The following is a 26,622-nucleotide window of genomic DNA, read 5'->3' as shown; positions in this document are numbered from 1 at the left end:
GCGTCAAAGCCGCCTGCTGTCATAGGCCCAATGCAACAAGGCCTGACGCTGGCGCGGACGACAGAACAGATCACCCATGTCACACGCCCCGCGAAGCTGCCCCACATGGCGGCGCATCGCGCGCCAGCGACCGATCTGGCGGTCATCATCCGAATGCCTGCGGCCCATGTAATAGCGGCAATACCACTGAAACCAGCCGCGCGGATCATCCTGATGCAGCCACCCCTTGCGCCGCCATTCGGATAACGGCTGACTGGCATCAGTCCCGAAATAGTTCAGCTTTGGATTGCGTTTTCCGGGCGACAGCTTGGCGTCTCCGAACCAATCGGCGGGAAATTCAGCGCGGCAATCGGTCAGATAGCATCCCCCGAACACGCCAAGCGCCAACATCTGCCGCGGCGTCAGATCAGGCAAGAACCCCTCGGCGAAATCTTCGCCCATCGGCGCAGTCAGGGCATAGGAGTAGCCCTGCTGCATTTTATCGCCGACATGAACTGTCCGCGCCAACCTAGCCGTTGACCTCTTCGATCTGGGCGACATCGGGTTCAGGCGCGCCAGCCTCGTGATGTTCGGCCAGATACCGTTCGGCATCCAGTGCCGCCATGCAGCCCATACCCGCACTGGTCACGGCCTGACGGTAAACATGATCGGTCAGATCACCTGCCGCGAAAACACCGGGGATCGAGGTCTGGGTCGTGCCCGGCTGCACCTTTACATAGCCACCATTATGCAGTTCCAGCTGGTCTTTGACCAATGCGCTGGCGGGCGCATGACCGATTGCGACGAAAACGCCATCCGCCCGAACCTCCATCGTGCTGCCATCCTTGGTCGATTTCAGCACTGCGCCGGTGACGCCCAGCGGCGTATCGGCGCCGAACACCTCGGCCAGTTCGTGATCCCAGATCACCTCGACCTTGGGGTTCTTGAACAGACGCTGTTGCAGGATCTTTTCGGCACGCAGGCTGTCGCGGCGGTGAACCAGCGTCACCTTGGACGCGAATTTGGTCAGGAACAGCGCCTCTTCAACGGCCGTATTGCCGCCGCCGATCACCAGCACTTCGCGGTTGCGATAGAAAAAGCCGTCGCAGGTCGCACAGGCGCTGACGCCGAAACCCTTGAACTTTTCCTCGGACGGCAGGCCCAGCCAGCGTGCCTGCGCACCCGTCGCCAGAATCACCGCATCGGCGGTGACAACGCGCCCACTGTCGCAGGTTGCAACGAAAGGCCGCTGTTGCAGGTCCAGATTGGTCACCGTGTCAAAGACGATTTCCGCGCCCATCTCGCGGGCATGTTCTTCCATCTTGACCATCAGATCGGGGCCCTGAATTTCGGTGTCACCCGGCCAGTTTTCAACCTCGGTCGTGATGGTCAGTTGACCGCCGGGCTGCGTGCCCTGAATCAACATCGGCTCCAACATCGCGCGGGCGCCGTAAATGGCAGCGGTGTAGCCAGCCGGGCCAGAGCCCACGATCAGAAGTTTCACATGCGTGCGGTCAGTCATCTTGCGCCCCAATCTGTCTTTGTGCATTAGGTAGTGCCCTTGATCGGCAACTGCAACGTATCGTGCATTCAGAAAGAATGTTGCGCGCGGACGGCTTGCATTGTAGTTTCCGGCAACGAAAACTCCCGCAAGAAGAAAGAGCAGCATGGCCGGCGCGAAACTGGACGACATTGACCGTAAAATTCTGGCCGAACTTCAGGCCGACGGGCGGATGACCAATGTCGAGCTTGCCCGCCGCGTGGGCATTTCCGCCCCGCCCTGTCTGCGTCGCGTCCGCACGCTTGAGGAATTGGGCTTTATCCGTGGCTATCACGCCGATATCGACGCCCGCGAACTGGGCTTCGAGGTGCAGGTTTTCGCAATGGTCCGCCTTGCCTCGCAATCCGAACGCGACCTGTCCGCCTTCGAGGCCAAGGTGCAGGAATGGCCGCTGGTCCGCGAATGCCACATGCTGAACGGCGAAATCGACTTCATCCTGAAATGCGTCGCCCCGGATCTGTCCACATTCCAGCGCTTTCTGACCAACAATCTGACTGCGGCGCCCAATGTCGCCAGCGTCAAGACATCCCTGGTGATCCGCGCGGCCAAGGATGAACCGGCGGTGCCGTTCGAGATCGTGGAAGAACGGGTGCGCGAGGCGGGGTGAATATTTTTCTGATCGCTTCGACCCTGATGATTCCGAATTTTGTTAGTTTATTGCATGACCTCTACGAATAACCGAATAAATTATTTGGACAACCTGCGGGTGCTTTGCATGTTGTTTATCGTATTTTATCACGCATCCGGACTCGGCAATCCCGATATCCTGATGAAAACAGGGAAGTTCTTTCTGTATTTCTCTCTTGAGGTGTTTTTTCTCATTTCCGGCTATCTCGCAGCTTCGACATTGCGGAGTCGCGGAAGCAAAGACTATTTCAATATCAGAATACCGGCAGTTTTACTTCCTCTCATCACGATTTCCATTCTGGTGAACCCTTTCATACATTATTTTCGACATGGGTTTCGCGAGAATGTGAGATACGGCAGTTATACCTTTACAGAAGCCATCAGATCATCCATTTCCGGAAAATGGGATGGGTACGAATTACATCTGTGGTTCCTGGTTCTCTTGTTAATCTACATCATCCTGCTTCCGCTCCTGACGCCGGTGCTTACGCGAATGGCAAGTGTGATGGACAGAGTCAGGCCGTCAGCGATCATGTTCTGGCTTGCACTTCTTCTGGCCGTTTATATGGTCTGCGCATCGTTTGTGATCGACCACCTTCAGGCCCACCGTCTGGCGCAACCGTTCGCAAGATATATGCCATATTTTCTTATTGGCTCGCTTGCCTTCATGTCCCAAAATCTTAGGAATGCGCTGCACCGCATCGACGCGCCTCTTGTGTTGCTGATGCTTTTGGGTCTGGCTCTCGTATTTTTCTATGACGGACCCGGATGGGGACATGCGAAGAAATTTGGCCGCAGTCTCATTTCATTTTCTTTGGTCGTATTCATAATGCTGGCTGCCAGAAAATTCCTTAACGGTAGAAATTACGTCAGCGATATTTTTTCCCGCTCTATTTACACGACGTATCTTCTGCACACATTCTTTATTTTTCTGCTATTTTACCTGCTGGACATTCACACAGGTCAGGTTACACCATATCATGTTGTTTTCGCGACGATTTTGGCAGTAGCGATTTCCACAGCAATCCATCTGTTCCTGATCGAGAGATATGGATTTATGGCGTTTTTGTTCAATGGAAAAGCAAATCAGAAAGCCAAGCCGACAAATCAGCCGTGATCATCACGGAACTACTGATCGCCTTCTGAAGGCAATGCTTCAGGAGAACAGCACTATAGCGCAATCGCTGAAATCAGCCGTCCGTAATCCACCTGCCCCTCATGGGTTGACCGGCGATAACTGAAGAACCGCTCGGGGTCGGAATAGGTGCAGTGGCCTGACCATTGGGCATCCACGCCCGCATCCCGCAGGCGTGACAGGCCAAAGGATGGCAGGTCAAACATCGGGCGGCCATTAGGGCCACCGCTGAAAAACCGGGAATATTCGGGGTCTTCGGCGATGAAATCTTCCATGAAATCTTCGCCGACCTCGTAGGCGCGTTGGCTGATCGTCGGACCGATCACGGCCTTGATGTCTGTCGCGCCCTGGTCGCGCATGGCCTGCACCGTCGCTTCGATCACACCGCCGATCGCGCCGCGCCAGCCCGCGTGGCAGGCACCGATCACGCCTGCTGCCAGATCGGCAAACAGAACAGGCTGACAATCCGCCGTCAGCACTGCAATTGCCACATCCCTGCGTTTCGTCACCAGACCGTCGGCCGGAGTGTCGCGGACAACGGCGATGTCGTCATCGTCGTTCAACGTCACAACATCGGGCGAGTGCACCTGCTTGACGGTTGCAAGGTTATCGACAGGAACGCCCATTGCGCGTGCCACACGGGCGCGGTTGACCGCCACCATATCGCTTTGATCGGTGGAACGCCGCCCGCAATTCAGGCCCGAAAACAGCCCGGACGATGCCCCGCCCTTGCGCGTGAAAAAGCCGTGCTTCACGTCTGTCAGCAGGGGATGTGTCAGTATTTCAAGCGTCGTCTGCATGATGCCTCAGCGGATCGAAACCGGGCACGGACGGCGCCCCTTTGGGCCAGATGGCCATCGCTTTGAACAAGTGACCCATTTTCTCCGCATCGGTCAAGCGATGAAGTGCGGCCTGCGCGCCCTGATCGCCCGCATCGGTCAATCTGCGGGCACGCTGCGCCGCACCAAGCGACAGCAGCCATTCGCCCTGATGGCGTGGCCGTGAGGCAACCGCACCGGCACGGATCGCCGCGCCAGCCAAGGGCGCAAAATCGACATGTGCTGTCAGATCGGCCTGTCCCGGATTGGCCAAAGGGTGTTCCGGCCGATGGTGCCGCAGCGCCTGGAACGTGTCGCCATAGCCGTTCCAGCCACCGTAATCGACAAAGATCGCGGCACCGCCGTGCTGGGCGATACGTCCGGCAACGGCCGCGACAATCGCAGGCGCCAAGGGACATTCCTCGATCACATCCCCCGGCCTGCCATCGCGGGGCAGATCCATCGGCAGCCCAAGCCCGAATTGCAAACCATCAGGACCAAGGCCGACCAGGCGTTCCGCCCATCCGTTTTCGACCCGCTGATATTGTCGGATCGGCAGGGCGTCGAAAAATTCGTTCGCAATCAGAAACAGCGGCTGTTGCGGCAATAGGTCAGCGTGATCCAGATGCGTGACCTTGCCCAGCCTGTCGCACTGAACCTGTCGCAGATGCGGCGATGCCTCGATCAGGGTCACCTGCGCGGCATCGCGCATGCCGGGCATCTTCGCGATCACACGCAGGATGTCGGCCATAAGCGTGCCCCGGCCAGGCCCGATTTCAGCCAGCGTGAACGGCGCAGGCCTGCCCTGATCCTCCCAGGCCTGCGCCAGCGCAAGACCACAAATTTCCCCGAATATCTGCGAAATTTCCGGCGCGGTGGTGAAATCGCCCGTCCTGCCAAAGGGATCGCGCGTGCTGTAATAGCCGTATCGCGGATGCAGCAGGCAGATTTCCATATAATCAGCCAGCGAAATCGGACCCGTCGCCCGAATACGCCCGGCGATGATATCCGCAAGCGGCGTCATACGGGTGCAAGCGGTTGAACCACCGGGCGGCGCATGGCGCGGGCGATGAAGAACAATCCCAACAGCACCATCGGCAGCGACAAAAGCTGCCCCATCGTCAACCCGACGACCGGACCGCCAAGAACGTGGCCCAGCGGGTTGTCGGGGGTGATGAATTGCGCATCCGCCACGCGGAACAATTCAACGAACATCCGCGCCAGACCATAACCCGCAAGGAATATCCCGAATGCCAGTCCCGGACGACGCAGACCACCGGAACGCACGACCAGAAGCAGGATCAGCCCCAAGAGCAGCCCCTCCAGCCCTGCCTCGTAAAGCTGACTTGGGTGGCGGGCACAGGCGCCTTCGATCCCCGGACAGTTTTGCGCGGCTTCGCCCGGAAAAACCACGCCCCAAGGTGCATCGGTCGGGCGGCCCCACAATTCCGCATTGATGAAATTCGCGATGCGGCCAAAAAACAGACCGATGGGCGCGACGACGGCCATGGCATCGGCCAGCCGCAGCGGCGGAATGCCACGCGCACGGCAAAACAGCCATGTCGCGACGATTACGCCCGCGAAACCGCCGTGAAAGCTCATCCCGCCATTCCAGACCTTGATGATCTCGGCCGGGTTGGAAAGGTAGAAGGCGGGTTCATAGAAAAAGACAAAGCCCAGTCGCCCGCCAACGATCACCCCAAGGATCACCCAGGTGAGCAGGTCATCGACGCTTTCGGGCTTCATTGGTGCCCGATCCCCCCAGATCGAGGGCGCTTTCATCATGCGCACCAGAACCCGCCAGCCGATGATCAGCCCGGCCAGATAGGCCAGCGCATACCAGCGCAACGACAGGCTGAGACCGCCCAGTTCAAGGGTGAAGATCTCGGGGCTGATATTCGGAAAGGGGATCATGCGACCTCGGACAGCAACTCGCCGCGCACGCTAGTCACACAGAACGCGGTGTCAACATTGAACCCAACCCCGAACCGGCCCATATAGGGCGCGAAGCGAAGTGAGAGGGCCATGGCAGATGACCACGCAGAACAAATTCTTTGACGACATCTCGAAGATGATGACCAACGCCATGGGCGTCGCCCAAGGCGCCAAATCCGAGGCAGAGACCGCCGTGAATGGCTGGGTCGACCGCTGGCTGGCCGACCGCGATTTCGTCACCCGCGAAGAGTTCGAGGCCGTGCGCGAAATGGCGATCAAGGCCCGCACCGAAAACGCCGAGCTGAAGGCCCGTCTGGACGCGCTGGAAGCGGGTCGTCAGGGCTGAACGCGGTCGCGCAGCGCGCCTGCGTGATCGTAAAGCAGAACTTCGCCCGCGTCGGTCACCACGACGATCCAATCGCGGGCGAAGGTCACCGCGTCGGCCTGCGCGCCATCCGGCAGCGCGATATTGGATGGCAGTTCAGGCAGCACAGGCTGGCCCAGACGCAGCCACAACAGGCCGACGATGGCGATCATGCCCAGCCCCATGACCAAAGCCAGCCCGGTCACCAGCGTTTTCAGCAAACGCAGTTCGGGCACATCTTTCGCAACCCGTTTCCAGTCGCTATCATCCTGAGCCATGTCGAACCTTATTGTCACTATCCCGGCCAATCCGCCTGACCGGCTTGATAAGGCGCTTGCCCTTGCAGTGCCAGAGGAAGCGGCATTGTCGCGCTCTCGTCTGTCCAAGCTGATTGTCGAAGGCGCGATCACCGGTCCCGGCGGCGTTGTGCGCGATGGCAAGGCCAAGGTGGCCGAGGGGCAGGAATACCACATCGCCCTGTCCGCCCCCGAAGCGGTTGAGACCCGCCCCGAAGCGATTCCGCTGACCGTCGTTTACGAAGATGCTGACCTGATTGTGATCGACAAACCGGCAGGAATGGTCGTCCACCCCGCCCCCGGCAGTCCGAATGGCACGCTGGTCAATGCGCTGCTGGCGCATTGTGGCGACTCGCTTTCCGGCATTGGCGGCGAAAAACGCCCCGGCATCGTGCATCGCATCGACAAGGACACGTCCGGCCTGCTGGTCGTCGCGAAAACCGACCGCGCGCATCATGGCCTTGCCGCCCAGTTCGAGGCGCATACCGCCCAACGCCGTTATCTGGCGCTGGCCCATGGCGTGATCGACGCAGCCGATCCGCGCCTGCGCGGCACACCCGGCGTCAATTTCGAGGACGGCGGCGTTCTGAAGATCACATCGCGGCTGACCCGCCATGCGACGGATCGCCAGAAACAGGCCGTCTATTTCGACAAGGGCCGTCATGCCGTGACGCGGGCGCGCATGCTGGAAAGTTTTGGCACGCCCCCGTCGGCGATGCTGGTGGAATGTCGCCTTGAAACCGGCCGCACCCATCAGATCCGCGTTCACATGGCCCATGCCGGTCTGGGCCTGATCGGCGATCCGGTATATGGCGGTTCTCGCCGTGCATCCGCCAAGGCGCTTGGCCCGGCGGCCGAAGCCGCGATGGCATTTCCCCGTCAGGCGCTGCACGCCGCATATCTGGGGTTCCAGCACCCTGTCAGCGGGGACATGTTGACGTTTGAAAGCGTGTTGCCCCCGGACATGGAAGAATTGCTGACGGCGCTGCGGAATCGGCTGGCCTGATTTCGGCCGCCCATCCCCTGCCGAGATAGCGTATCCTGCCCTGACCTTGACAACATCGTGAACGATCCCCACCTTACCCTTCCCGAAATTCCCGACAAAATAGCTTAACGCTTTGCCGTCCCATTCTCGGGGAATGCTGCTGCGTCTCACGGAACCGCGAGCGCATTGCGGGCGTTTCCTGAACTCTGCGAAAGGCCGATATTATGGCAAATTATGGCAATCTTCCGGCTCCTAGTCCCGAACAGGGGATGAACCGCTATTTGCAGGAAATCCGTAAGTTCCCGCTGCTGCAGCCCGAAGAAGAATACATGCTGGCCAAAGCGTGGGTTGACCACGAAGACAGCGAGGCCGCCCATAAACTCGTGACCAGCCACCTGCGCCTGGCCGCCAAGATCGCCATGGGCTATCGCGGCTATGGCCTGCCGCAGGCCGAAGTGATTTCGGAAGCGAATGTTGGCCTGATGCAGGCCGTGAAACGCTTCGACCCGGAAAAAGGCTTCCGGCTGGCGACCTATGCGATGTGGTGGATCCGCGCCTCGATTCAGGAATATATCCTGCGGTCGTGGTCGCTGGTGAAAATGGGCACGACCAGCGCCCAGAAGAAGCTGTTCTTCAACCTGCGCAAAGCCAAGAATCGCATCGGCGCGTTGGAAGAAGGCGATCTTCGCCCCGAAAATGTCGCCCAGATTGCCAATGACCTGAACGTGACCGAACAGGAAGTGATCGACATGAACCGCCGCATGTCGGGCGGTGACGCGTCGCTGAACGCAACCGTTGGATCGGGTGATGGCGAATCGGCTGCGCAATGGCAGGACTGGCTGGAGGACGAAGACGCCAATCAGGCCGAGGCTTATGCCGAAACCGAAGAGTTGGACACACGCCGCCAAATGCTGTTGCAGGCCATGGACGTGCTGAATGACCGTGAAAAGGACATTCTGATGGAACGCCGCCTGCGCGACGATCCGATGACGCTTGAAGACCTGTCCGAGCGTTATGACGTCTCGCGTGAGCGGATTCGCCAGATCGAGGTTCGCGCCTTTGAAAAGCTGCAGGAACGGATGCGCTCGCTTGCCCGTGACAAGGGGATGCGGGTTCCCGAAACCGCCTGATTCTTCGCAATTAATCTTTGTCGCGCCCGTAATCTTTGTCGCGCCCGGTCAGATTTGATCGGGCGCGATTGACCTGTTGCCCCGTAACGCTATGGTCGTCTGAAAGGCAGGCAGACCAGACACCATGACCACCGCGCTGACGGAATTTCAAAGACTTGAAGCTCAGGGCTTGTGGCGCGCAACGCCCGACGCGCCGATGCGCGAGGTGATCATCTCGGTCGGCGATGCAACCTTGACACTGTCCGACCCGAAAACCGAACGCCCGATGTCGCATTGGTCGCTGCCTGCGGTAACGCGCCTGAACCCCGGCAAGCTGCCCGCAATCTATGCCCCTGCCGACGATGCCAGCGATGAAACGCTGGAAGTCGATGACCCGCTGATGATCAAAGCGATCGAGCGTGTGCACCACGCCATCGAAACGCGCCGCGCACATCCACGAGGCCTGCGCGGCGGGCTGACGGTCTTTGCCGTCCTTGCGGTGCTGGCCGTTCTGATCTTCTGGCTGCCGGACGCGATTGTCCGCCATGCCGCCCATATCGCACCGCCCGCGCAGGCCCGAATGGTTGGCAAGGATATTCTGGCCGATCTGGAGGGGACGACAGGCCGCATCTGCCAGCGCGAATCCGGCCAAGCGGTGCTGAACTGGCTTACGCCGCGCCTGATCGGTGCCGACGCCGAAATCCGCGTTGTTCCCGGCCCTATCAGCGGCGCACGACGCCTGCCCGGCGATCTTTATGTCATTGGGAACGATCTTTTGCTGACCGCAGCGGGGCCAGAGGCGGCGGCTGCGCATCTGGTTGCTGCCAAACTTGCCACCAATGACGATGATCTGCGGCTGGCTGCGTTGGAATATGCGGGTTTTTGGCCCGTCATGCGCCTGATGACCCTTGGCACGCTGCCCGATGGCGCCATGGTCGGCTATGGCAAACAGATGTTGCTGACCGCCCCGCCGCGCCCGGAAGATAGGCAGTTCCTGACCGTTCTGGGCGAGCTTGGCATCCCGTCCGAGCCTTATGCAAGATCGTTGGACCCGACCGGGAGGACCGTCATTCCCTTGGTCGAGGGCGACCCGTTCCCGAACGGGCCGACCAAACCCTTACTGACCAGCGACCAATGGCGGGCCCTGCAACAGATTTGTGCTGGATAAAGAGGGTGGAATGAATGGCGTGATCAATCAGGGCGCTGTTGCGTTGTCAGCGGCCATTGCTGAAAAAAGGATTACGGCAGAGCAGGTGATGACCGCTTTTCTGGATCGGATCGACGCGGTCAACCCGCAACTGAATGCGATCGTCAGCCTGCGCCCGCGTGATCAACTTCTGGCCGAAGCCCGCGCCGCCGACACCGCGCCACGCAAAGGCTGGCTTCATGGACTGCCGGTGGCGGTCAAGGATCTGGCGGCGGTCGCGGGTCTGCGCACGACATGGGGATCGCCCCTGTTCGCCGATCATGTCCCGGCCAAGGATGATATCGTCGTCGCGCGGATGCGGGATGCCGGGGCGATTTTCATTGGCAAGACGAATACGCCGGAATGGGGCTTGGGCTCGCACAGTTTCAACGAAGTCTTTGGGGCAACGCGAAACCCCTATGATCCCGACCGGACAGCCGGGGGGTCTTCGGGGGGTGCGGCCGCGGCGCTGGCGGCGCGGATGGTGCCGATTGCGGACGGCTCGGACATGATGGGCAGCCTGCGCAATCCGGCGGCGTTCTGCAATGTCTATGGCTACCGGCCCAGTTGGGGCCTGGTGCCCGGCGATCCAGTCGGCGACAATTTCATGGCCACGATGTCAACGCTTGGCCCGATGGGTCGCAGCCCGGAAGATATCGCATATCTGCTGGCCACCATGGCCGGCCCTGATCCGGCATTGCCCTTTGGACGCGAGGCGCAGGATTATCCCGCTGCCCTGACCGGCCCGGTCAAGGGAACCCGTATCGGCTGGCTGGCCGACTGGGATGGCGCCTATGCCTGCGAGGAAGGCATTCTGTCGATTTGCGAAGACGCCTTGCAGCAGTTCACAACGCTGGGCTGTGAAATCGTCCGCCTGCCCGCCCCCTTCCCGGCTGGAAAGCTGTGGCAGTCATGGATGACGTTGCGGGCATTTCTGAACGCAGGCAGCAAACGGGCGATCTATGGCGATCCGGCCAAACGCGCCAAGTTGAAGCCAGAAGCCGTGTGGGAGATCGAGCAGGGCCTGAACCTAAGCGCGGATCAGGTCTATCAGGCCAGCACGATCCGCAGCGACTGGTATCGTCGGCTGGCGAAACTGTTTCGGGATGTCGACGTGATCGCGCTGCCGACGGCGCAATTCTGGCCCTTCCCGGTCGAATGGCGCTGGCCCGACAAGGTGGGGGGCAAAGATGCCGACACCTATCACCGTTGGATGGAGATCGTGATTCCCGTCAGTCTGGCCGGTCTGCCCTGCCTGTCTGTTCCCGTCGGGTTTGGCGATCAGGGTTTGCCGATGGGGATGCAGCTTTCCGGACCGGTCGGCGCGGATAGGGCAATCCTGCGGCTGGGCCATGCGTGGCATCAGCTGACCGATTGGCCGAACCGCAGACCGCCTCAGCTTTGACGGCGAAAGGTGACGTAATGGGGCACACGCCCCTCACGCAGGGCCTTTTGTTCATAACGCGTGCTGATCCAGTCGTCCCATGCCTGATCTGTGTCCGCGATCATCTCGAACCCGGCCAGCGGGACTTCTTCGCGCGTTTGGCGGATATAATCAGGGATGTCGCTGGCCACGCGGAAAATTCCTCCCGGACGCATGACGCGGGCCAAGGGCAGAAGATGTTCGGGCGTCACAAAGCGGCGGCGGTGATGGCGGGCCTTGGACCAGGGGTCGGGATACATCAGAAAGGCGCGCTCGATGCTGGCATCGGGCAGCACGTCCATCAGATCGCGGGCATCGCCGGGATGAACGCTGACATTTTCCACAGCAGCGGCCCTGATCTTGCCCAACAGCATCGCCACGCCGTTGATGAACGGCTCGCAGCCGATGATGCCGATGTCAGGATAAGTGGCCGCCATATGGACCATGTGTTCCCCCCCGCCGAAACCGACTTCCAGCCAGATCGGGCGGTCATCGCCGAAGATCGCTGATGGGGCAATCGTCACCCGGTTCGGATTTTCGTCGATGGTGATATTGCGCGGACGCAAATCGCCCAGATCCTCGGACAGGTAGCCCTTTTGGCTTTGGCGCAGAGTCTTGCCATGACGACGGCCATAGAAATTCCGTCGGGACGGGTTCGGATCGAAGGGGGATTTGGATGTATCGCTCATGGCGGCGGGATTTGCACCGCATGCCCTGCGCGGTCAAGTGCAAAGGGGCGCATGGCGCGCCCCATCGTGTCAGTCTGCCATCAGGCGGCTGATGATGACCGAGACTTCGGGCTTCTTGCCGATCTCTTCCATCGTGACCTGACGGGTAATCTTGCGGATCGCCTCGTCCATCTTGGCGTCGTCCTGCACGATGCGATTTTCGGCACCGTCCAGAAACTCTGCCAATTCACCCTCGATATGGCGGGCCAGATCGTCACCACCGCGGGTGCGTTCTGACAGGCCCATCAATTCGACCCAGGCATCGGGCAGGACTTGTCATCTTCGTCCACGATCACGCTGACCATGGCGTGCCCGTTCAGCGCCATTCGGATGCGGTCGCGAACGATCCCGTCCATCGCACCGATCAGCACGCTTCCATCCAGATAGATGCGGCCGCTTTCGATCTGATCGACGATCTGAGGAGCATCGCCGGTCAGGTCCACCATCGTACCATCCGTGGCAATGATCGACGCGAAGCCTTTTTCCTGTGCCAGCAGCATCTGTTCGCGCAGATGCATATGTTCACCATGCATCGGAACAACCATGTCGGGTTGCAGCAATTCATGCATCGCCTGAATATCGGGACGGTTGGCATGGCCGGAAACGTGGAATGTGCCATCATCGGCGTCATAGACATTCACGCCCAACTCGCTGAGCGAATTCATGATGCGATTGACCGCGCGTTCGTTCCCCGGAATCGTCCGGGAGCTGAACAGAAAGCTGTCGCCTTCTTTCAGCGACAAGCCCAGATAGCGGCCACGCGACAGCTGCGCACTGGCGGCCCGACGTTCGCCCTGCGATCCGGTGACGATCAGCATGACCTTGTTGCGGGGCAATTCGGTTGCCTCATCCGGGCCGATGGTTTCCGGGAAATCAGTCAGGATTCCGGTTTCCAGCCCGACCGACACCATGCGCCGCATTGCGCGCCCCAGCAGGCAGACCTTGCGGCCCGAGGCTGTCGCGGCCTCGGCCAGCGTTTTCAGACGGGCGATGTTGCTGGCAAAGGTGGTCGCAACGACCATGTTCTTTTGGGCCATCACCCAATCGAGGATCGGGTTGGCCAAGGTCGCTTCTGACCGGCCAGGATGGGGAGAAAAGATATTCGTGGAATCACAGGTCAGCACCTTGATGCCACGGCCTTCATTCGCAATCTCGCGCCAGACGACCGGGTTGAAGGGGTCGCCGACAACCGGCGTGCCGTCCAGTTTGAAGTCTCCGGTGTGGACGATGCGCCCCGCAGGCGTGTCGATGATCAACGCAGCACTTTCCGGGATCGAATGGCTGATCGGCACGAATTGCACGTTGAACGGGCCAAGCTGCGTCACCTCGGGGCGTGGACCGACGATCATGACGGTTTCAGCGGGCAGGCCCTGATCTTCCATCTTCAACCGGCATAGCGTGCCGGTGAACAGGCGCGCATAGATCGGAACGTCAAGACGCGACCACAGGTGGCCAACCGCGCCAAGGTGATCTTCATGGCCGTGGGTGATGAAGATCCCTTCCAGCCTGTCACGGTTCTGTTCCAGCCAGGTCAGTTCCGGCATGATCAGGTCGATTCCCGGCGAGGTTTCCATATCCCCGAAAGTCACGCCCAGATCGACAAGGATCAGACGCTCCTTGCCCGGTGCCCCGTAGCCATAGACATAGGCGTTCATGCCGATTTCGCCCGCGCCGCCCAGCGGCAGATAGATCAAGCGATCAGCCATTGCCCATCTCCTTGTTGTAGTCATAAATCAATCGAAGGCCGTGCATTGTCAGATCTTCTTCGATCGAGTCGAACAGATCAAACCCCTGATCGAACAATGGGGCAAGTCCGCCTGTTGCGATTACCTTCATGGGGCGATCACGTTCAACACGAATTTTCTGAACAATCCCTTCGACAAGGCCGATATAGCCCCAGAAAATGCCCGATTGGATACAGGCAACGGTATTGGTTCCGATCACCTTCGCGGGCATGGTCACATCCACATGCGGCAGGCTGGCCGCCCCCATGTGCAATGCCTCCAGCGACAGGTTCACACCGGGCGAGATTACCCCCCCTATATAGGCGCCATCCGTATCGACCACATCAAATGTCGTGGCGGTGCCGAAATCGACCACAATCAGGTCCGGCCCGTGCCTGTCAAAGGCGGCAACGGTGTTCACCAGCCTGTCCGGCCCGACGGTCGCCCCCTGATCGACACGTGGGGCAACAGGCAACAGACATTCGGGCTTGCCAACGACCAGCGGCCGTGTATCGAAATAGCGGCTGCAGAGAACGCGAAGGTTGAACACGACACGCGGTGCGGTGGCGCTGATAATGCAGGCGTCGATGTCCAGATCGAATTTGCGAACCGCAATCAGCGTCGACAGCCAGACGAAATATTCATCCGCCGTGCGCCGGTGGTCGGTCGAAATGCGCCAATGGGCCAGAAATTTCTTACCGTCCCAGATCGAGAAGACCGTGTTGGTATTGCCCGTATCTATGCAAAGCAGCACGAGATTAACCTCCGCTGAAATAAATATCGGCAGCCGGGATCGCCTGTTTGCCACGCGGCGTCATCAGGATCAGCGCCCCGGTTTCGTCGATGCCTTCAAAAACGCCTGTGGTTTCAACTGTGCCGGTGCGTGCCGTGATGGTTTCACCCAGCTTCGCCGCACGCGCCAGCCATGCCTGCCGGATCGGCGCAAAACCATATGTGCGCATCTGGCGGTGCCAGTCGTCGAACGCAATTGCCAGCGCATCCAGAAACTCTTCCGGGGTAATGGTCAGGCCCGTTTCCCCTTTCAAGCTGACCGGGCGCGTCGCGCCCGCCTCGACCTGCCCGACATCGGGGGCCTGCGACAGATTGACGCCAATACCAATCACCAGCGTCGCGACCTGCCCACCTGCACCCGCACTTTCCAGCAGGATGCCCGACAACTTGCCGCCATTCAGAAGCACATCGTTGGGCCATTTCAGCGCGATATTCAGGTGCGGACCGCACAGGCGGATCAGCGCTTGGTGCAGCGCCAGCGCGGCAACAAAGGACAGCCGCGCCGCATCGCCCGCCCCACCTTCGGGACGCATGACCAGCGATGCTGCAAAATTACCGGGGGGATCGGTCCATGCCCGTCCACGCCTGCCCCGACCAGCCTCTTGACGATGCGCCAAGACCCATGCCGGACCCGACAGATGCGGGGCAAGGCGCATGGCCTCGGCATTGGTACTGTCAACGCGTTCGAGGATGTGGCGCGCCACACCCTCGGGCCAGCCGGTCGGACCGGTCTCACTCACTGGCTGGCATCTCGTCAGCAGGAAGCTCTCCGGGGACGACCATGCTTGCGTCCGCCGATGCGGCAACCTGTTCACCCACAAGCGTTTCTGCGGCAACCACTGCGGCATCATCCACACCGAACACGCTGATCGTGCCCAGCAGCAAAATGGCGGCGGTGCCGATCAGCGCGACGAACTGGACCATGCTCATCCGGCTTTCGACGCCTTCACCTTCGGCGCCGAAGAACATGTAGTAAACGATGCGCAGATAGTAGAAAGCACCGATGACCGAGGCGATGACGCCCAGCAGGGCAAGCCATGTCATCCCGGCTTCGACCGCAGCCGATAACACGCCCAGCTTGGCAAAGAAGCCCAGGAACGGCGGAACACCGGCCAGGCTGAACATCAGGAACAGCACGGCGAAGGCCCTCAGCGGCTCGGCGCTGGCAAAGCGGTTCAGGCTTTCCAGATCGGTCACCGGCTGGCCGTCACGTTCCAGCGACAGGATAAAGGCAAAGGTGCCGATCCCCATCACTGCATAGATCGCCATATACATCAGCATCGCCTGCACACCATCGGCATTGCCAGCGGCCAAACCAACCAGCGCAAAACCCATGTGAGAGATCGAGGAATAGGCCATCAGGCGTTTGACATTGCGCTGGCCGATACCGGCAATCGCGCCAAGGAACATCGACATCACGGCCAGCGCCGCGACGATCTGGCTCCAATCGCCCGGCACATTACCGAAGGCATCAAACAGCAGGCGCGCAAGCAGGCCCATGGCGGCAACCTTGGGCGCGGTCGCGAAGAAGGCGGTGACCGGCGTGGGCGCACCCTCGTAAACGTCTGGCGTCCACATGTGGAACGGAACGGCCGACACCTTGAAGGCCAGACCGACCATCAGGAAGACCAGACCGAACAGCAGACCAACGGACAGGTGGTCGGTCGTGACCGCCGCAGTGATCCCCGCAAAGCTGGTCGTGCCCGAAAAGCCATAGACCAGTGATGCGCCATACAGCAGCAGACCCGAACTGAGCGCGCCCAGAACAAAGTATTTCAGGCCAGCCTCGGACGATTTCACGCTGTCGCGGCGCATGGCGGCGACGACGTAAAGCGACAGCGATTGCAGCTCTAACCCCATATACAGCGACAGCAGATCACCGGCTGACACCATCACCATCATGCCGATAGATGCCAGCGCGATCAGGATCGGAAATTCGAACTGCAACAGCCGGTAGCGTTCCATGTAATCCGCGCTCATCGCCAGAACGGCGGCGGCCGACAGCAGGATCGTCACCTTGGCAAAGCGCGAGAACGCGTCGTCGATGAACATGCCGTAGAAGCCAACAGCCTCGACCCGGTCACCATAACCGATGTAGAAGGCTGCGATCAGCAGGGCGGCAACAGTTGCCCACAGAATGGGTTTTGCGATCTTGTTCTTGCCCAGATAGGCCCCGGCCATCAATGCAGCAAGCGCATAGATTGCCAGCAAGAGCTCGGGCAGGATTGTCGAGAAATCAAGCGCGGTCATCTTGCTTACCTCAGTGGCTGGCTTCTGTCGCGTCCGCGGTCGCGGCGACGGCCAGGCCATCGACGGGCGGATGCGGCAGGGCATCGTTGTAGTGGGTCACCAACGCCTCGACCGTGGGGCCGGTGATATCAAGCGCCAGACGCGGATATACGCCCAGCAGCAGGGTCATGGCGACCAGCGGGACGAAAATCCAGCGTTCGCGCGGTGTCATGTCGGTGATCGTCTTCAGGCTTTCCTTGATCAGCGCGCCCAGCGTCACCCGGCGATACAGCCAAAGGGCATAGGCCGCCGACAGGATCACACCGGTCGCGGCAATCGTGGCGACCCAGGTATTCACCTTGAATGTGCCCAGCAAGGTCAGGAATTCGCCGACAAAGCCCGACGTGCCCGGCAAGCCCACATTCGCCATGGTGAAGAACATGAAGACCAGCGCATAGACCGGCATCCGGTTCACCAGACCGCCATAGGCGTCGATCTCACGGGTGTGCATGCGGTCATAAATCACGCCGACGCACAGGAACAGCGCCCCCGAGATGAAGCCGTGCGACAGCATCTGGAAGATTGCGCCATCGACGCCCTGCTGGTTGGCGGCAAAGATGCCCATGGTCACATAGCCCATATGCGCAACCGATGAATAGGCGATCAGTTTTTTCATGTCGGTCTGCGCCAGCGCCACCAGCGACGTGTAGACGATGGCGATCGCCGACAGCCAGAAGACGAAGGGCTGGAAGATCTCGGAGGCGACCGGGAACATCGGCAGGCTGAAGCGCAGGAAGCCATAGCCGCCCATCTTCAGCAGCACGGCGGCCAGCACGACCGAACCGGCGGTCGGCGCCTGCACGTGCGCATCGGGCAGCCAGGTATGGACCGGCCACATCGGCATCTTCACCGCGAAGCTGGCGAAAAAGGCCAGGAACAGCAGCGTCTGCATGCCGCCGATCACGGTGATGCCAAGGACATGCATCGTGGTCGAGGGAAAGTCGAACTCCAGCAATTGCACGATGTCGGTGGTGCCTGCGGTGCGATACATCGCGACCATGGCAACCAGCATCAGCACCGATCCAAGGAAGGTGTAAAGGAAGAACTTGAACGCCGCATAGATGCGGTTGGCGCCCCCCCAGATGCCGATGATCAGGAACATCGGAATCAGACCGGCCTCGAAGAACAGATAGAACAGGATCAGATCCAGCGCGGTAAAGACGCCGATCATCAACCCTTCCAGCACCAGAAAGGCGATCATGTATTCCTTGACGCGGGTCGTCACTTCCCATGTGGACAGGATCACCAGCGGCATCAGGAAGGTGGTCAGCATCACGAACAGGACCGAAATCCCGTCCACCCCCATCTTGTAGCGCAGACCCATGATCCATTCCTTGTCTTCCACGAACTGGAAGCCGGTGTTGGACGGATCAAAGCCGATCAGGACAAAGATCGAAATCAGGAATGTCGCCGTCGTGGCGATCAGCGCCAGCCACTTGGCATTCCTTTGCGACGCTTCATCATCGCCCCGCAGAAACAGGGCAAGAATGGCCGCCGCGATAATTGGCAGGAAGGTGATGATCGAGAGTAGGTTCGTCATATCAGTGCGTTCCCCGCATCATCACCCAGATCAACAAGCCCACGACGCCCAGAACCATCCCAAAGGCATAATGGAACAGATAGCCTGACTGCACCCGCCCCGCGAAACGCGTCAGGCGCGGGATGATTCCCATGGCAACCCCGTTGATGGCGCCGTCGATAATCGCTCCGTCGCCGCCCGTCCACAGCTTACGGCCAAGCCAAAGCGTCGGGCGAACGATCAGGAAATTGTAGATTTCGTCGAAATACCACTTGTTCAGCAAGAAGCGGTACAGAACCGACTGTTGTGCTGCCAGTGTCGCAGGTGCAGTCGGATAGCGGATATACATCAGCCAAGCCAGCGCCAGACCACCCAGCATCGCAATGAAGGGCGAGATTTTCACCCAGACCGGGGCATGGTGGGCTTCGTCCATCACATGGTTATAGGGGGCCATGTAGATCGCCCCGCCAAGCGCCTCGGGCGTTTGCGACGGATCGACCACGACGACGCCATCAACGATGCCGGTTTCGCCTTCGGGTGCAGCGGGTTCACCCTCTGCCGTGTCCGCAGTGGCATGTTCGGGGGCAGGCGCCTGTGCGCCCTCGGCCTCGACCGGCTCAACTGCATGTTCGGTGCCCGGTGCGGCTTCGCCCTGGCCTTCCTCTGCCGAGGCATGGGCCTGGCCATGACCGATGGCAAAGAATTGCAGAACGCGATCATGACTGCCGAAGAAGGGCTGATACCAGATCATCCCGGCAAAGATTGCACCCAGGGCCAGCACGCCCAGCGGGATGGTCATTACCGGAGGCGATTCATGGGCATGGTCATGTGCATGATGATCACCGCGTGGCTTGCCCCAGAAGGTCAGGAACATCAGACGCCAGCTATAGAAACTGGTCATGGCGGCTGCGATCACCAACATCCAGAAGGCATAGGTATTTCCGGCCCATGCGCTTTCGATCACGGCATCCTTCGACAGGAAGCCCGCGAAACCGATATGGGTCAGCGGAATGCCGACACCGGTGATGGCCAGCGTGCCAATCAGCATCGCATAGAATGTCAGGGGGATTTTCTTACGCAACCCACCGTAATTCCGCATGTCCTGTTCATGGTGCATCGCATGGATCACCGAACCGGCGCCCAGGAACAGCATCGCTTTGAAGAAGGCATGCGTGAACAGGTGGAACATGGCGACCGAATAGACGCCCGTGCCTGCGGCCACGAACATATAGCCCAGCTGCGAACAGGTCGAATAGGCGATCACGCGCTTGATGTCGTTCTGAACCAGGCCAACGGTGGCGGCGAAGAAAGCCGTCGTCGCACCAATTATGGTGACGAACAGCTTGGCGTCGGGCGCGAATTCGAACAGCGGCGACATGCGGCAGACCAGAAAGACGCCTGCCGTCACCATGGTTGCGGCGTGGATCAGGGCCGAAACCGGGGTCGGACCTTCCATTGCGTCCGGCAACCATGTGTGCAGGAACAGTTGCGCCGATTTGCCCATGGCGCCCACGAACAGCAGGAAGGCCAGCAGGTTTGTCGCGCTCCAATCCGCCCACAGGAAATGCATCTTGGTCTGCGCCAATTCGGGAACAGCGGCAAAAACCTGATCGAACTGGATCGAGCCGGTCATCCAGAACAGCCCGAACATCCCCAGCAGGAAACCAAAGTCACCCACGCGGTTGACGATGAACGCCTTCATCGCGGCGGCATTCGCGCTTGGTTTGCGGTAATAGAAACCGATCAGCAGATAGGACGCGACGCCCACGCCTTCCCAGCCAAAGAACATCTGCAGCAGGTTGTCGGCCGTCACCAGCATCAGCATCGCAAAGGTGAAGAACGACAGATAGGCAAAGAACCGGGCTTTGTAATGCTCGCCATGTTCCCAGTTTTCGTCATGGGCCATATAGCCCAGCGAATACATGTGAACCAGCGCCGACACGGTCGTGACCACGATCAGCATGATCGCCGTCAGACGGTCCAGACGGATCGCCCATTGCGACACGAAATCGCCCGAGACGACCCAATCCAGCACCGGCAGATGCTGCGTCACGCCATCAAAGGTCAGGAAGATGATCCAGCTGAACAATGCGCAGACGAACAGGATGCCCGTGGTCAAAAGCTGCGCAGCCCTTTCCCCGATCACCCGCCAGCCGAAACCAGCGATCAACGCGCCCACAAGCGGGGCAAAGAGGATGAACTGAACCATTTTCGATTACCCCTTCATCACGTTGACATCTTCGACCGCGATCGTGCCACGGTTGCGGAAGAACACCACAAGGATCGCCAGACCAATCGCCGCTTCGGCAGCAGCGACGGTCAGGATGAACATGGTGAACACCTGCCCCGCCAGATCGCCCAGATGAGTCGAGAAGGCGACAAAGTTGATATTCACCGCCAGCAACATCAGTTCGATCGACATCAGGATGACGATGACGTTCTTTCGGTTCACGAAGATCCCGAAGACCCCGGCGACGAACAAAATCGCCCCCACGACCAAGTAATGTGTCAAACCTATCATCGTTCTCAGTCCCTCCGGGCTGTTTACCCGTTGAATATTCTTTCGATCCGTCGGCGCCGATGCGCCGGGCGGGTATTACAGCCCTTGCCCCGGCTTCACGTCGCGCAATTCCATCGCCTTGGCGGGATCGCGGTACATCTGTTCCAGCACGTCTTGACGCTTGATGTCGCGGCGGTGGCGCATGGTCAGGGTGATGGCGCCGATCATGGCCACCAGCAGGATCAGACCAGCCAGTTGGAACGGCAGCAGGTAGCGGTCATACAGGACCATCCCGATCATGTGGGTGTTCTGGATCTCGCCGGTGATGGGGGCGATACGCTGCGCCTCGGCCAGATCAGAGGTTTGCCACGCGCCAAAGGCGATCCCCAACTGGGCCAGCAAAACCACGGCGATCAAGACGCCCAGCGGCAGGTAGCGCGCAAATTCGCCTTTCAGTTCGGCGAAGTCCACGTCCAGCATCATCACCACGAACAGGAACAGCACCGCGACCGCACCCACATAGACGATGACCAGCAGCATCGCCACGAATTCCGCGCCTTGCAGCACGAACAACCCGGCGGACGCCAGAAATGCAAGGATCAGCCAAAGAACCGAGTGAACCGGGTTTTTGGCCAAAACCACCATGAAGCCCGCAACGCAGGCAGAGATGGCGAAAAGATAGAATGCAAAGGTAATCATTCCGACTGTTCCCCCTGTTCCTGTTCCTTGAAGATGCTTTGGGCGATTTCCAGCGCCTTTTGCATCGCCGGAATGCCACCGAACATCCCCATTTGATAGATCACCTCGGCCACTTCGCGCGGTGTGGCGCCTGCCTCGATCGCGTGGCGGATGGTCATGCGCAATTGCGGCTCGGCATGGGCGCCCTGAACGGTCATGGCCGCAATCGTCACCAGAAGCCGCGTCTTAGCGTCCAGACCGTCACGGTTGAAGGTGCGCCCGAACCACATTTCCAGCATGTCGGCCGGCATGGTCGGGAACATCTTTTCAAACGCCTTGGTGTCGACGCTTTCCAAGGCGGGGTTAAAGGCACGCGCCATTTCCTGCCCGGATTGCAGCATCTGCTGAAACAGCTTCTGGAACGGATCGCTACTCATCTGTAGGGCGCATCAATTGCAAGGTTGCGGGCGATTTCGGATTCCCAACGGGCGCCGTTATCCAGAAGCTTGGCCTTGTCATAGAACAGCTCTTCACGGGTTTCGGTGGCGAATTCGAAATTCGGGCCTTCGACGATGGCATCAACCGGGCACGCCTCTTGGCAGAAGCCGCAATAGATGCACTTGGTCATGTCGATGTCATAGCGCGTGGTTCGGCGGCTGCCGTCTTCGCGCGGTTCGGCATCAATGGTGATGGCTTGCGCGGGGCAGATCGCTTCGCACAGCTTGCAGGCGATGCAGCGTTCTTCGCCATTGGGATAGCGGCGCAACGCATGTTCGCCACGAAAGCGCGGCGACAGCGGGCCCTTTTCATGGGGATAGTTCACCGTGGCTTTCGGGCCGAAGAAATACCTGATCCCCAGACCAAAGCCTTTGATGAAATCCACCATCAGGAAATATTTGGTGGCACGGGCAAGATCGAAGGCCATCAGAAACGCTCTCCTCCGCGCGGGGCCGAGAAGCGGTCAAAGGCAGCGACGATCTGGCGCACGAAAGCGCTGTCCTTGGCATGTTCGCCATTGTCCAGATTGTTGGCCAGGAAATGAGCCAATTCAACCTTGTCCCCTTCCGAGGCGATTGCCAGCATTTCAGCGATCTTGTTGGAATAAGCCATCTATCAAACTCCTGCCCAGCGGGCCCAGAACGACCCGAATACTTCATATCTTGCCAAGAAGGCGACCAGCACGACCCAGGCCAGCGACAGCGGCAGGAACACCTTCCAGCCAATGCGCATCAGTTGGTCATAGCGGTAGCGCGGCACGATGGCCTTCACCATCGAGAACATCCAGAACCAGAAGACCATCTTCAGGAACATCCACATCGCCCCATCCGGAATGCCGGGAATGGGCGACAGCCAGCCGCCGAAGAACAGGACCGAGATCAGCGCACACATCAGCCACATGGCGATATATTCACCGGCCATGAACAGCAGGTAAGGCGTGGACGAATATTCGACCATGAAGCCTGCAACCAGTTCCGATTCAGCTTCGGCCAGATCGAAGGGCGGACGGTTCGTTTCGGCCAGTGCCGACACAAAGAACAGCACAACCATCGGCAGATGCGGTAACCAATACCAGCTTAGCAGCCCTGCCCCGCGCTGCGCCTCGACAATCGCGGACAGGTTCATCGAACCGGTCGAGATGATGACGCCGATGATGATCAGGCCAATGCTGACCTCGTAGGAAATCATCTGTGCCGCGGCCCGCAACGAGCTGAGAAACGGATATTTCGAGTTCGAGGCCCAGCCGCCCATGATGACGCCGTAAACTTCCAGCGACGACGCGGCAAAGATGAACAGGATGCCGACATTGATATCGGCCATAACCCAACCGGGCGCGAACGGAATCGCCACGAAGGCGAACAGCGCCAGCATCATCGACAGGAAAGGCGCAAGGAAGAAGACGAATTTATCGGAGCCGGCCGGAACGACAACTTCCTTGACGATATATTTCAGCGCGTCGGCAAAGGTTTGCAGCAAACCCCATGGGCCAACCACGTTCGGGCCGCGACGCATCTGCACCGCTGCCCAGATCTTGCGGTCACCATAGACCATGAAGATCAGCGACAGCATCACAAAGGCGATCAGCGCCAGCCCCTGCAGCAGCAGGAGGACCGCGATGCCCCAGGAGGATGCCCAAAATTCAGCCATGACGCCCGTCCCTCTTCGTTTTACGCTGCGGGAATGCCGCGCGCCCTGCACTCTTGCAGGGTCTCATTCGTTTCCATCACCCGCAGGCCCATCGGCTTGCTTTCGGACAGCGTAAACGCTGCGCCTATCTGCAATTCGCCGTCACGCGTGTCCTGAACAGTGCGGATATGACGGCCATATTTCCCGCCATTCTGCTTTGCCCAACCGGCCAACGCGCAGGTGGCATACGAGAACGCGATATCGGCGTCCACCCCTTCCCGCAGATTAGCGCGAACCTCGACCAGATCGGCGGTGCCCTTGGGGTTCAGCGAGACAACCTGTGTGCCCAGGAAATCTTCTTCCGATACCTTCGTCTCATCGTTCCAGGCGGGCAGTGCGGGCTGCGTCCGCTTGGCAAATTCTTCCAAGGCCCTTTCCTGATCGGTTTGACGAGGCGGCAGATTTGTCGCGATCACACCATCAAGATTCAGGTCAAGGTTTTCGTTCAGCGCCATCAGGTCGGCTTCACTGACCGCAAAGGCCTCCCGGCCCGCGGCGCTGTCCAGCTCCATCGTGCTGACGCTGCCATCCGGTTCCAGAATCAGAATTTCTCCCGACTTGGTCGAAATCCGGGCCAAGGTCAGGGGTGCCTTGTCCGCTGAACCGCCCGGCGTCGTGACGCGGGCTGTCAGCGTTTCGGGCTTGGCCGGTGGACGCCCCTCGCCAGCATCCTTGCCACAGCCAGCCAGCACCACCACCCCGGCAAGGGCGGTGATGATCAGGCGTGGCGGGCAAAATGCTGGCTGCATGAGTTTACTCCGCCGCCATCGCGGTCGCGTTACGCGCCGCGGCCATGCGGGACAATTCACCCATAAGGGGCGAACTGCGCGCAATCGGGTTGGTCAGATAGAAGTCCTTGACCGGATAGACAAAGCCGGCTTTGCCCAGATCGGCCATCGGCACCGGCTGCCATTCGTTTTCCGGCACCTGATCAATCGCCTTCAAATGCGGCACGGCCTCAATCAGTGCGCGGCGCAGACCGGCAAGGCTGTCCCACGGCAAGGTCTGCCCAAGTTCAGCCGACAAGGCGCGCAGGATTGCCCAGTTTTCCTTGGCCTCACCGGGCGCGAAATTGGCGCGCAGGGCCAGCTGCGGGCGGCCTTCGGTGTTCACGAACAAGCCGTTTTCTTCGGTATAACAAGCCGCTGGCAGAATGACATCGGCGCGATGCGCACCGCGATCACCATGGCTGCCCTGATAGATGACAAAAGCACCGTCCGCGATGTCCACCTCATCAGCCCCGAGATTATAGATCACCTCGGCGCCGTCGATGGCGGCAGGCAGGCCGCCTTCGGTCACCGCGCCCACATCCATTGCGCCAACGCGGCTGGCAGCGGTATGCAGGATCAGCAGCTTGGAATTGGTGTTTTCGGCCAGCTTCATGGCATGGGCCAGAACGGCTTCGCCATCAGCTTCGCGAATGGCACCCTGCCCAACGATGACCAGTGTCGGTTTATCCTTGGTTTCCTGCGAAATCTCACGCGAGGACAGGCTTTCCAGTGCCGCACGGTCATTGCCGACATGGGCGTAATCATAGGTCAGATCGACCGGCTCGCCGACCAGTCCGATCTGTGCGCCCTTGGCCCATGCCTTGCGGATACGGCTGTTCAGAACCGGCGCTTCTTCGCGCGGATTGGTGCCGATCAACTGGATCATCGCGGCATCGTCGATATCTTCGATCCGCGCCGTGCCGGCATAGCCACTGCGGTTGCCGGCAGGCAGACGAGCGCCATCGGTGCGGCATTCGACCTTGCCACCCAGACCCTCGATCAGTGACTTCAGGCTAAAGGCCGCCTCGACCGGGGCCAGATCGCCAACCAGACCCGCGACTTTCCCGCTCTTCATGGCGGTGGCTGCGGCGGCCAAAGCCTCGGCCCAGGTTGCGACGCGCAGCTTGCCGTTTTCGCGGATATAGGGCTTGTCCAGACGCTGACGACGCAGGCCGTCCCAGACAAAGCGGGATTTATCGTTGATCCATTCCTCATTCACGCCGTCATTGTTGCGCGGCATGATGCGCATGACTTCGCGGCCCTTGGTATCAATGCGGATATTGCTGCCAAGCGCGTCCATCACGTCGATGGATTCGGTCTTGCGCAATTCCCAGGGGCGGGCGGTAAAGGCATAGGGCTTGCTGACCAGCGCGCCAACCGGGCACAGGTCGATGATGTTACCCTGCATGTTCGAGGCCAGCGTTTCGTTCAGATAGCTGGTGATCTCGCTATCCTCGCCACGCCCGGTCTGCCCCATCTGGGTGATGCCCGCAACTTCCGTCGTAAAGCGCACGCAACGGGTGCAGGAGATGCAGCGCGTCATGTGGGTTTCGACCAGCGGGCCAAGGTTCAATTCCTCGGACGCGCGCTTTGGTTCACGGTAACGGCTGAAATCGACGCCATAGGCCATCGCCTGATCCTGCAGATCGCATTCGCCGCCCTGATCGCAGATCGGGCAATCAAGCGGGTGGTTGATCAGCAGAAATTCCATCACGCCTTCGCGGGCCTTCTTGACCATGGGCGAGTTGGTGCGAATCTCGGACGGGGCACCTTCCGGCCCCGGACGCAGGTCTTTGACCTGCATCGCGCAGGATGCGGCGGGCTTGGGCGGCCCCCCGACGACTTCAACCAGACACATCCGGCAGTTGCCTGCGATCGACAACCGCTCGTGATAGCAGAAGCGCGGAATTTCGACCCCGGCCTGTTCACACGCCTGAATCAGGGTCAAATTTGGATCGACCTCGATGATCTTGTCGTCGATCTTGATCTTGCGAAGTTCGCTCATCTGCCTGTCCTCTGC

27 protein-coding genes and 1 pseudogene are annotated in these 26,622 nt (G+C 59.9%); 7 read left to right on the top strand and 21 right to left on the bottom strand.

Annotation, left to right across the window (positions count from 1 at the left end):
* Positions 1 to 3: 3 nt before the first annotated feature.
* Positions 4 to 477 (bottom strand): hypothetical protein, encoded by a 474-nt coding sequence (locus H4P12_RS01585; RefSeq protein ID WP_187791833.1) that lies wholly within the window; start codon positions 475 to 477, stop codon positions 4 to 6.
* A 31-nt stretch (positions 478 to 508) separates the two neighbouring features.
* Positions 509 to 1,501, bottom strand: coding sequence for a thioredoxin-disulfide reductase (gene trxB, locus H4P12_RS01580; RefSeq protein ID WP_187791832.1), 993 nt, complete (start codon positions 1,499 to 1,501; stop codon positions 509 to 511).
* A 145-nt stretch (positions 1,502 to 1,646) separates the two neighbouring features.
* On the opposite strand from trxB, the gene H4P12_RS01575 reads away from it, so the two are divergent.
* Entirely contained in the window at positions 1,647 to 2,147 is a 501-nt protein-coding gene (locus H4P12_RS01575) for an Lrp/AsnC family transcriptional regulator (protein WP_187791831.1), read from the top strand.
* Positions 2,148 to 2,201: 54 nt separating this feature from the next.
* Positions 2,202 to 3,284, top strand: a complete 1,083-nt coding sequence (locus H4P12_RS01570) for an acyltransferase family protein (RefSeq protein ID WP_281390354.1) — start codon at positions 2,202 to 2,204, stop codon at positions 3,282 to 3,284.
* Between the two features lie 53 nt (positions 3,285 to 3,337).
* Here H4P12_RS01570 and pgeF read toward each other — a convergent pair whose 3' ends face one another.
* From pgeF to lgt, 3 genes are read right to left on the bottom strand one after another with little or no spacing between them, the layout of a single operon-like run.
* Positions 3,338 to 4,102: a peptidoglycan editing factor PgeF gene (gene pgeF / locus H4P12_RS01565; RefSeq protein WP_187791829.1), complete on the bottom strand. Its 765-nt coding sequence runs from the start codon at positions 4,100 to 4,102 to the stop codon at positions 3,338 to 3,340.
* Positions 4,086 to 5,144 carry a class I SAM-dependent methyltransferase gene (locus tag H4P12_RS01560; RefSeq protein ID WP_187791828.1) on the bottom strand — a complete coding sequence of 353 codons (1,059 nt, stop codon included), beginning with the start codon at positions 5,142 to 5,144 and terminating at the stop codon, positions 4,086 to 4,088. Before H4P12_RS01560 ends, pgeF begins: the two co-directional genes overlap by 17 nt.
* Entirely contained in the window at positions 5,141 to 6,034 is an 894-nt protein-coding gene (gene lgt / locus H4P12_RS01555) for a prolipoprotein diacylglyceryl transferase (protein ID WP_187791827.1), read from the bottom strand. Before lgt ends, H4P12_RS01560 begins: the two co-directional genes overlap by 4 nt.
* A gap of 118 nt (positions 6,035 to 6,152) precedes the next feature.
* Here lgt and H4P12_RS01550 point away from each other — a divergent pair, with 118 nt between their 5' ends.
* Positions 6,153 to 6,401 carry an accessory factor UbiK family protein gene (locus tag H4P12_RS01550; protein ID WP_187791826.1) on the top strand — a complete coding sequence of 83 codons (249 nt, stop codon included), beginning with the start codon at positions 6,153 to 6,155 and terminating at the stop codon, positions 6,399 to 6,401.
* Here the strand turns inward: H4P12_RS01550 and H4P12_RS01545 are convergent.
* A complete protein-coding gene (locus H4P12_RS01545; RefSeq protein ID WP_187791825.1) occupies positions 6,392 to 6,697 on the bottom strand; it encodes a DUF6476 family protein in 306 nt (101 codons plus the stop codon). The genes H4P12_RS01550 and H4P12_RS01545 overlap by 10 nt on opposite strands.
* On the opposite strand from H4P12_RS01545, the gene H4P12_RS01540 reads away from it, so the two are divergent.
* The 4 genes from H4P12_RS01540 to H4P12_RS01525 all read left to right on the top strand — a co-directional run bounded on the left by H4P12_RS01540 (position 6,696) and on the right by H4P12_RS01525 (position 11,400).
* Positions 6,696 to 7,721 carry an RluA family pseudouridine synthase gene (locus H4P12_RS01540; protein WP_187791824.1) on the top strand — a complete coding sequence of 342 codons (1,026 nt, stop codon included), beginning with the start codon at positions 6,696 to 6,698 and terminating at the stop codon, positions 7,719 to 7,721. The genes H4P12_RS01545 and H4P12_RS01540 overlap by 2 nt on opposite strands.
* 203 nt (positions 7,722 to 7,924) lie before the next feature.
* Positions 7,925 to 8,830: an RNA polymerase sigma factor RpoH gene (gene rpoH / locus H4P12_RS01535; RefSeq protein WP_187791823.1), complete on the top strand. Its 906-nt coding sequence runs from the start codon at positions 7,925 to 7,927 to the stop codon at positions 8,828 to 8,830.
* Between the two features lie 124 nt (positions 8,831 to 8,954).
* Positions 8,955 to 9,977, top strand: a complete 1,023-nt coding sequence (locus H4P12_RS01530; protein WP_187791822.1) for a hypothetical protein — start codon at positions 8,955 to 8,957, stop codon at positions 9,975 to 9,977.
* A 10-nt stretch (positions 9,978 to 9,987) separates the two neighbouring features.
* On the top strand, positions 9,988 to 11,400 hold the full coding sequence (locus tag H4P12_RS01525; protein WP_187791821.1) for an amidase: 1,413 nt from the start codon (positions 9,988 to 9,990) through the stop codon (positions 11,398 to 11,400).
* Here H4P12_RS01525 and trmB read toward each other — a convergent pair.
* The 15 genes and pseudogenes from trmB to nuoG all read right to left on the bottom strand — a co-directional run bounded on the left by trmB (position 11,391) and on the right by nuoG (position 26,607).
* Positions 11,391 to 12,107: a tRNA (guanine(46)-N(7))-methyltransferase TrmB gene (gene trmB, locus H4P12_RS01520; protein ID WP_187791820.1), complete on the bottom strand. Its 717-nt coding sequence runs from the start codon at positions 12,105 to 12,107 to the stop codon at positions 11,391 to 11,393. The two genes, H4P12_RS01525 and trmB, sit on opposite strands and share 10 nt — an antisense overlap.
* A gap of 69 nt (positions 12,108 to 12,176) precedes the next feature.
* Positions 12,177 to 13,852: pseudogene (locus tag H4P12_RS01515) on the bottom strand (ribonuclease J).
* Positions 13,845 to 14,624 (bottom strand): type III pantothenate kinase, encoded by a 780-nt coding sequence (locus tag H4P12_RS01510; RefSeq protein WP_187791819.1) that lies wholly within the window; start codon positions 14,622 to 14,624, stop codon positions 13,845 to 13,847. The pseudogene H4P12_RS01515 and the gene H4P12_RS01510 overlap by 8 nt, the downstream one beginning before the upstream one ends.
* 4 nt (positions 14,625 to 14,628) lie before the next feature.
* Positions 14,629 to 15,402, bottom strand: coding sequence for a biotin--[acetyl-CoA-carboxylase] ligase (locus H4P12_RS01505; protein ID WP_343069746.1), 774 nt, complete (start codon positions 15,400 to 15,402; stop codon positions 14,629 to 14,631).
* On the bottom strand, positions 15,395 to 16,912 hold the full coding sequence (gene nuoN / locus H4P12_RS01500) for an NADH-quinone oxidoreductase subunit NuoN (protein ID WP_187791817.1): 1,518 nt from the start codon (positions 16,910 to 16,912) through the stop codon (positions 15,395 to 15,397). Before nuoN ends, H4P12_RS01505 begins: the two co-directional genes overlap by 8 nt.
* 10 nt (positions 16,913 to 16,922) lie before the next feature.
* Positions 16,923 to 18,491, bottom strand: a complete 1,569-nt coding sequence (locus H4P12_RS01495; RefSeq protein WP_187791816.1) for an NADH-quinone oxidoreductase subunit M — start codon at positions 18,489 to 18,491, stop codon at positions 16,923 to 16,925.
* A 1-nt stretch (position 18,492) separates the two neighbouring features.
* Positions 18,493 to 20,679 carry an NADH-quinone oxidoreductase subunit L gene (gene nuoL / locus H4P12_RS01490; protein WP_187791815.1) on the bottom strand — a complete coding sequence of 729 codons (2,187 nt, stop codon included), beginning with the start codon at positions 20,677 to 20,679 and terminating at the stop codon, positions 18,493 to 18,495.
* A gap of 6 nt (positions 20,680 to 20,685) precedes the next feature.
* Positions 20,686 to 20,991 carry an NADH-quinone oxidoreductase subunit NuoK gene (gene nuoK / locus H4P12_RS01485; RefSeq protein ID WP_187791814.1) on the bottom strand — a complete coding sequence of 102 codons (306 nt, stop codon included), beginning with the start codon at positions 20,989 to 20,991 and terminating at the stop codon, positions 20,686 to 20,688.
* A gap of 75 nt (positions 20,992 to 21,066) precedes the next feature.
* Positions 21,067 to 21,669: an NADH-quinone oxidoreductase subunit J gene (locus tag H4P12_RS01480; RefSeq protein WP_187791813.1), complete on the bottom strand. Its 603-nt coding sequence runs from the start codon at positions 21,667 to 21,669 to the stop codon at positions 21,067 to 21,069.
* Positions 21,666 to 22,085 (bottom strand): carboxymuconolactone decarboxylase family protein, encoded by a 420-nt coding sequence (locus H4P12_RS01475; RefSeq protein ID WP_187791812.1) that lies wholly within the window; start codon positions 22,083 to 22,085, stop codon positions 21,666 to 21,668. The genes H4P12_RS01480 and H4P12_RS01475 overlap by 4 nt, the downstream gene beginning before the upstream one ends.
* Positions 22,082 to 22,573: an NADH-quinone oxidoreductase subunit NuoI gene (gene nuoI, locus H4P12_RS01470; RefSeq protein ID WP_187791811.1), complete on the bottom strand. Its 492-nt coding sequence runs from the start codon at positions 22,571 to 22,573 to the stop codon at positions 22,082 to 22,084. The genes H4P12_RS01475 and nuoI overlap by 4 nt, the downstream gene beginning before the upstream one ends.
* Positions 22,573 to 22,758, bottom strand: coding sequence for a hypothetical protein (locus tag H4P12_RS01465; RefSeq protein WP_187791810.1), 186 nt, complete (start codon positions 22,756 to 22,758; stop codon positions 22,573 to 22,575). Before H4P12_RS01465 ends, nuoI begins: the two co-directional genes overlap by 1 nt.
* 3 nt (positions 22,759 to 22,761) lie before the next feature.
* Complete coding sequence (gene nuoH, locus H4P12_RS01460) at positions 22,762 to 23,793, bottom strand: NADH-quinone oxidoreductase subunit NuoH (RefSeq protein WP_187791809.1); 1,032 nt, start codon at positions 23,791 to 23,793, stop codon at positions 22,762 to 22,764.
* A 20-nt stretch (positions 23,794 to 23,813) separates the two neighbouring features.
* Positions 23,814 to 24,581 carry a hypothetical protein gene (locus tag H4P12_RS01455; protein ID WP_187791808.1) on the bottom strand — a complete coding sequence of 256 codons (768 nt, stop codon included), beginning with the start codon at positions 24,579 to 24,581 and terminating at the stop codon, positions 23,814 to 23,816.
* 4 nt (positions 24,582 to 24,585) lie between these two features.
* Positions 24,586 to 26,607, bottom strand: a complete 2,022-nt coding sequence (gene nuoG, locus H4P12_RS01450; RefSeq protein WP_187791807.1) for an NADH-quinone oxidoreductase subunit NuoG — start codon at positions 26,605 to 26,607, stop codon at positions 24,586 to 24,588.
* Positions 26,608 to 26,622 lie beyond the last annotated feature (15 nt).

This window comes from Paracoccus amoyensis (genome assembly GCF_014490725.1).
Lineage (GTDB): Bacteria > Pseudomonadota > Alphaproteobacteria > Rhodobacterales > Rhodobacteraceae > Paracoccus > Paracoccus amoyensis.
This window is presented reverse-complemented; position numbering and strand designations above follow the sequence as displayed.

What these genes read in the sequence shown, in the direction of transcription:
- H4P12_RS01550 (WP_187791826.1), top strand. Translation starts at nt 6,153, where the DNA reads ATGACCACGCAGAACAAATTCTTTGACGACATCTCGAAGATGATGACC.
- H4P12_RS01530 (WP_187791822.1), top strand. Translation starts at nt 8,955, where the DNA reads ATGACCACCGCGCTGACGGAATTTCAAAGACTTGAAGCTCAGGGCTTG.
- H4P12_RS01575 (WP_187791831.1), top strand. Translation starts at nt 1,647, where the DNA reads ATGGCCGGCGCGAAACTGGACGACATTGACCGTAAAATTCTGGCCGAA.
- H4P12_RS01455 (WP_187791808.1), bottom strand. Translation starts at nt 24,581, where the DNA reads ATGCAGCCAGCATTTTGCCCGCCACGCCTGATCATCACCGCCCTTGCC.
- H4P12_RS01560 (WP_187791828.1), bottom strand. Translation starts at nt 5,144, where the DNA reads ATGACGCCGCTTGCGGATATCATCGCCGGGCGTATTCGGGCGACGGGT.
- lgt (WP_187791827.1), bottom strand. Translation starts at nt 6,034, where the DNA reads ATGATCCCCTTTCCGAATATCAGCCCCGAGATCTTCACCCTTGAACTG.
- H4P12_RS01495 (WP_187791816.1), bottom strand. Translation starts at nt 18,491, where the DNA reads ATGACGAACCTACTCTCGATCATCACCTTCCTGCCAATTATCGCGGCG.
- H4P12_RS01525 (WP_187791821.1), top strand. Translation starts at nt 9,988, where the DNA reads ATGAATGGCGTGATCAATCAGGGCGCTGTTGCGTTGTCAGCGGCCATT.
- H4P12_RS01545 (WP_187791825.1), bottom strand. Translation starts at nt 6,697, where the DNA reads ATGGCTCAGGATGATAGCGACTGGAAACGGGTTGCGAAAGATGTGCCC.
- H4P12_RS01585 (WP_187791833.1), bottom strand. Translation starts at nt 477, where the DNA reads ATGCAGCAGGGCTACTCCTATGCCCTGACTGCGCCGATGGGCGAAGAT.
- nuoN (WP_187791817.1), bottom strand. Translation starts at nt 16,912, where the DNA reads ATGACCGCGCTTGATTTCTCGACAATCCTGCCCGAGCTCTTGCTGGCA.
- trxB (WP_187791832.1), bottom strand. Translation starts at nt 1,501, where the DNA reads ATGACTGACCGCACGCATGTGAAACTTCTGATCGTGGGCTCTGGCCCG.
- nuoL (WP_187791815.1), bottom strand. Translation starts at nt 20,679, where the DNA reads ATGGTTCAGTTCATCCTCTTTGCCCCGCTTGTGGGCGCGTTGATCGCT.
- nuoI (WP_187791811.1), bottom strand. Translation starts at nt 22,573, where the DNA reads ATGGCCTTCGATCTTGCCCGTGCCACCAAATATTTCCTGATGGTGGAT.
- nuoK (WP_187791814.1), bottom strand. Translation starts at nt 20,991, where the DNA reads ATGATAGGTTTGACACATTACTTGGTCGTGGGGGCGATTTTGTTCGTC.
- H4P12_RS01540 (WP_187791824.1), top strand. Translation starts at nt 6,696, where the DNA reads ATGTCGAACCTTATTGTCACTATCCCGGCCAATCCGCCTGACCGGCTT.
- H4P12_RS01475 (WP_187791812.1), bottom strand. Translation starts at nt 22,085, where the DNA reads ATGAGTAGCGATCCGTTCCAGAAGCTGTTTCAGCAGATGCTGCAATCC.
- trmB (WP_187791820.1), bottom strand. Translation starts at nt 12,107, where the DNA reads ATGAGCGATACATCCAAATCCCCCTTCGATCCGAACCCGTCCCGACGG.
- H4P12_RS01480 (WP_187791813.1), bottom strand. Translation starts at nt 21,669, where the DNA reads ATGATTACCTTTGCATTCTATCTTTTCGCCATCTCTGCCTGCGTTGCG.
- H4P12_RS01570 (WP_281390354.1), top strand. Translation starts at nt 2,202, where the DNA reads ATGACCTCTACGAATAACCGAATAAATTATTTGGACAACCTGCGGGTG.
- pgeF (WP_187791829.1), bottom strand. Translation starts at nt 4,102, where the DNA reads ATGCAGACGACGCTTGAAATACTGACACATCCCCTGCTGACAGACGTG.
- H4P12_RS01465 (WP_187791810.1), bottom strand. Translation starts at nt 22,758, where the DNA reads ATGGCTTATTCCAACAAGATCGCTGAAATGCTGGCAATCGCCTCGGAA.
- nuoH (WP_187791809.1), bottom strand. Translation starts at nt 23,793, where the DNA reads ATGGCTGAATTTTGGGCATCCTCCTGGGGCATCGCGGTCCTCCTGCTG.
- rpoH (WP_187791823.1), top strand. Translation starts at nt 7,925, where the DNA reads ATGGCAAATTATGGCAATCTTCCGGCTCCTAGTCCCGAACAGGGGATG.
- nuoG (WP_187791807.1), bottom strand. Translation starts at nt 26,607, where the DNA reads ATGAGCGAACTTCGCAAGATCAAGATCGACGACAAGATCATCGAGGTC.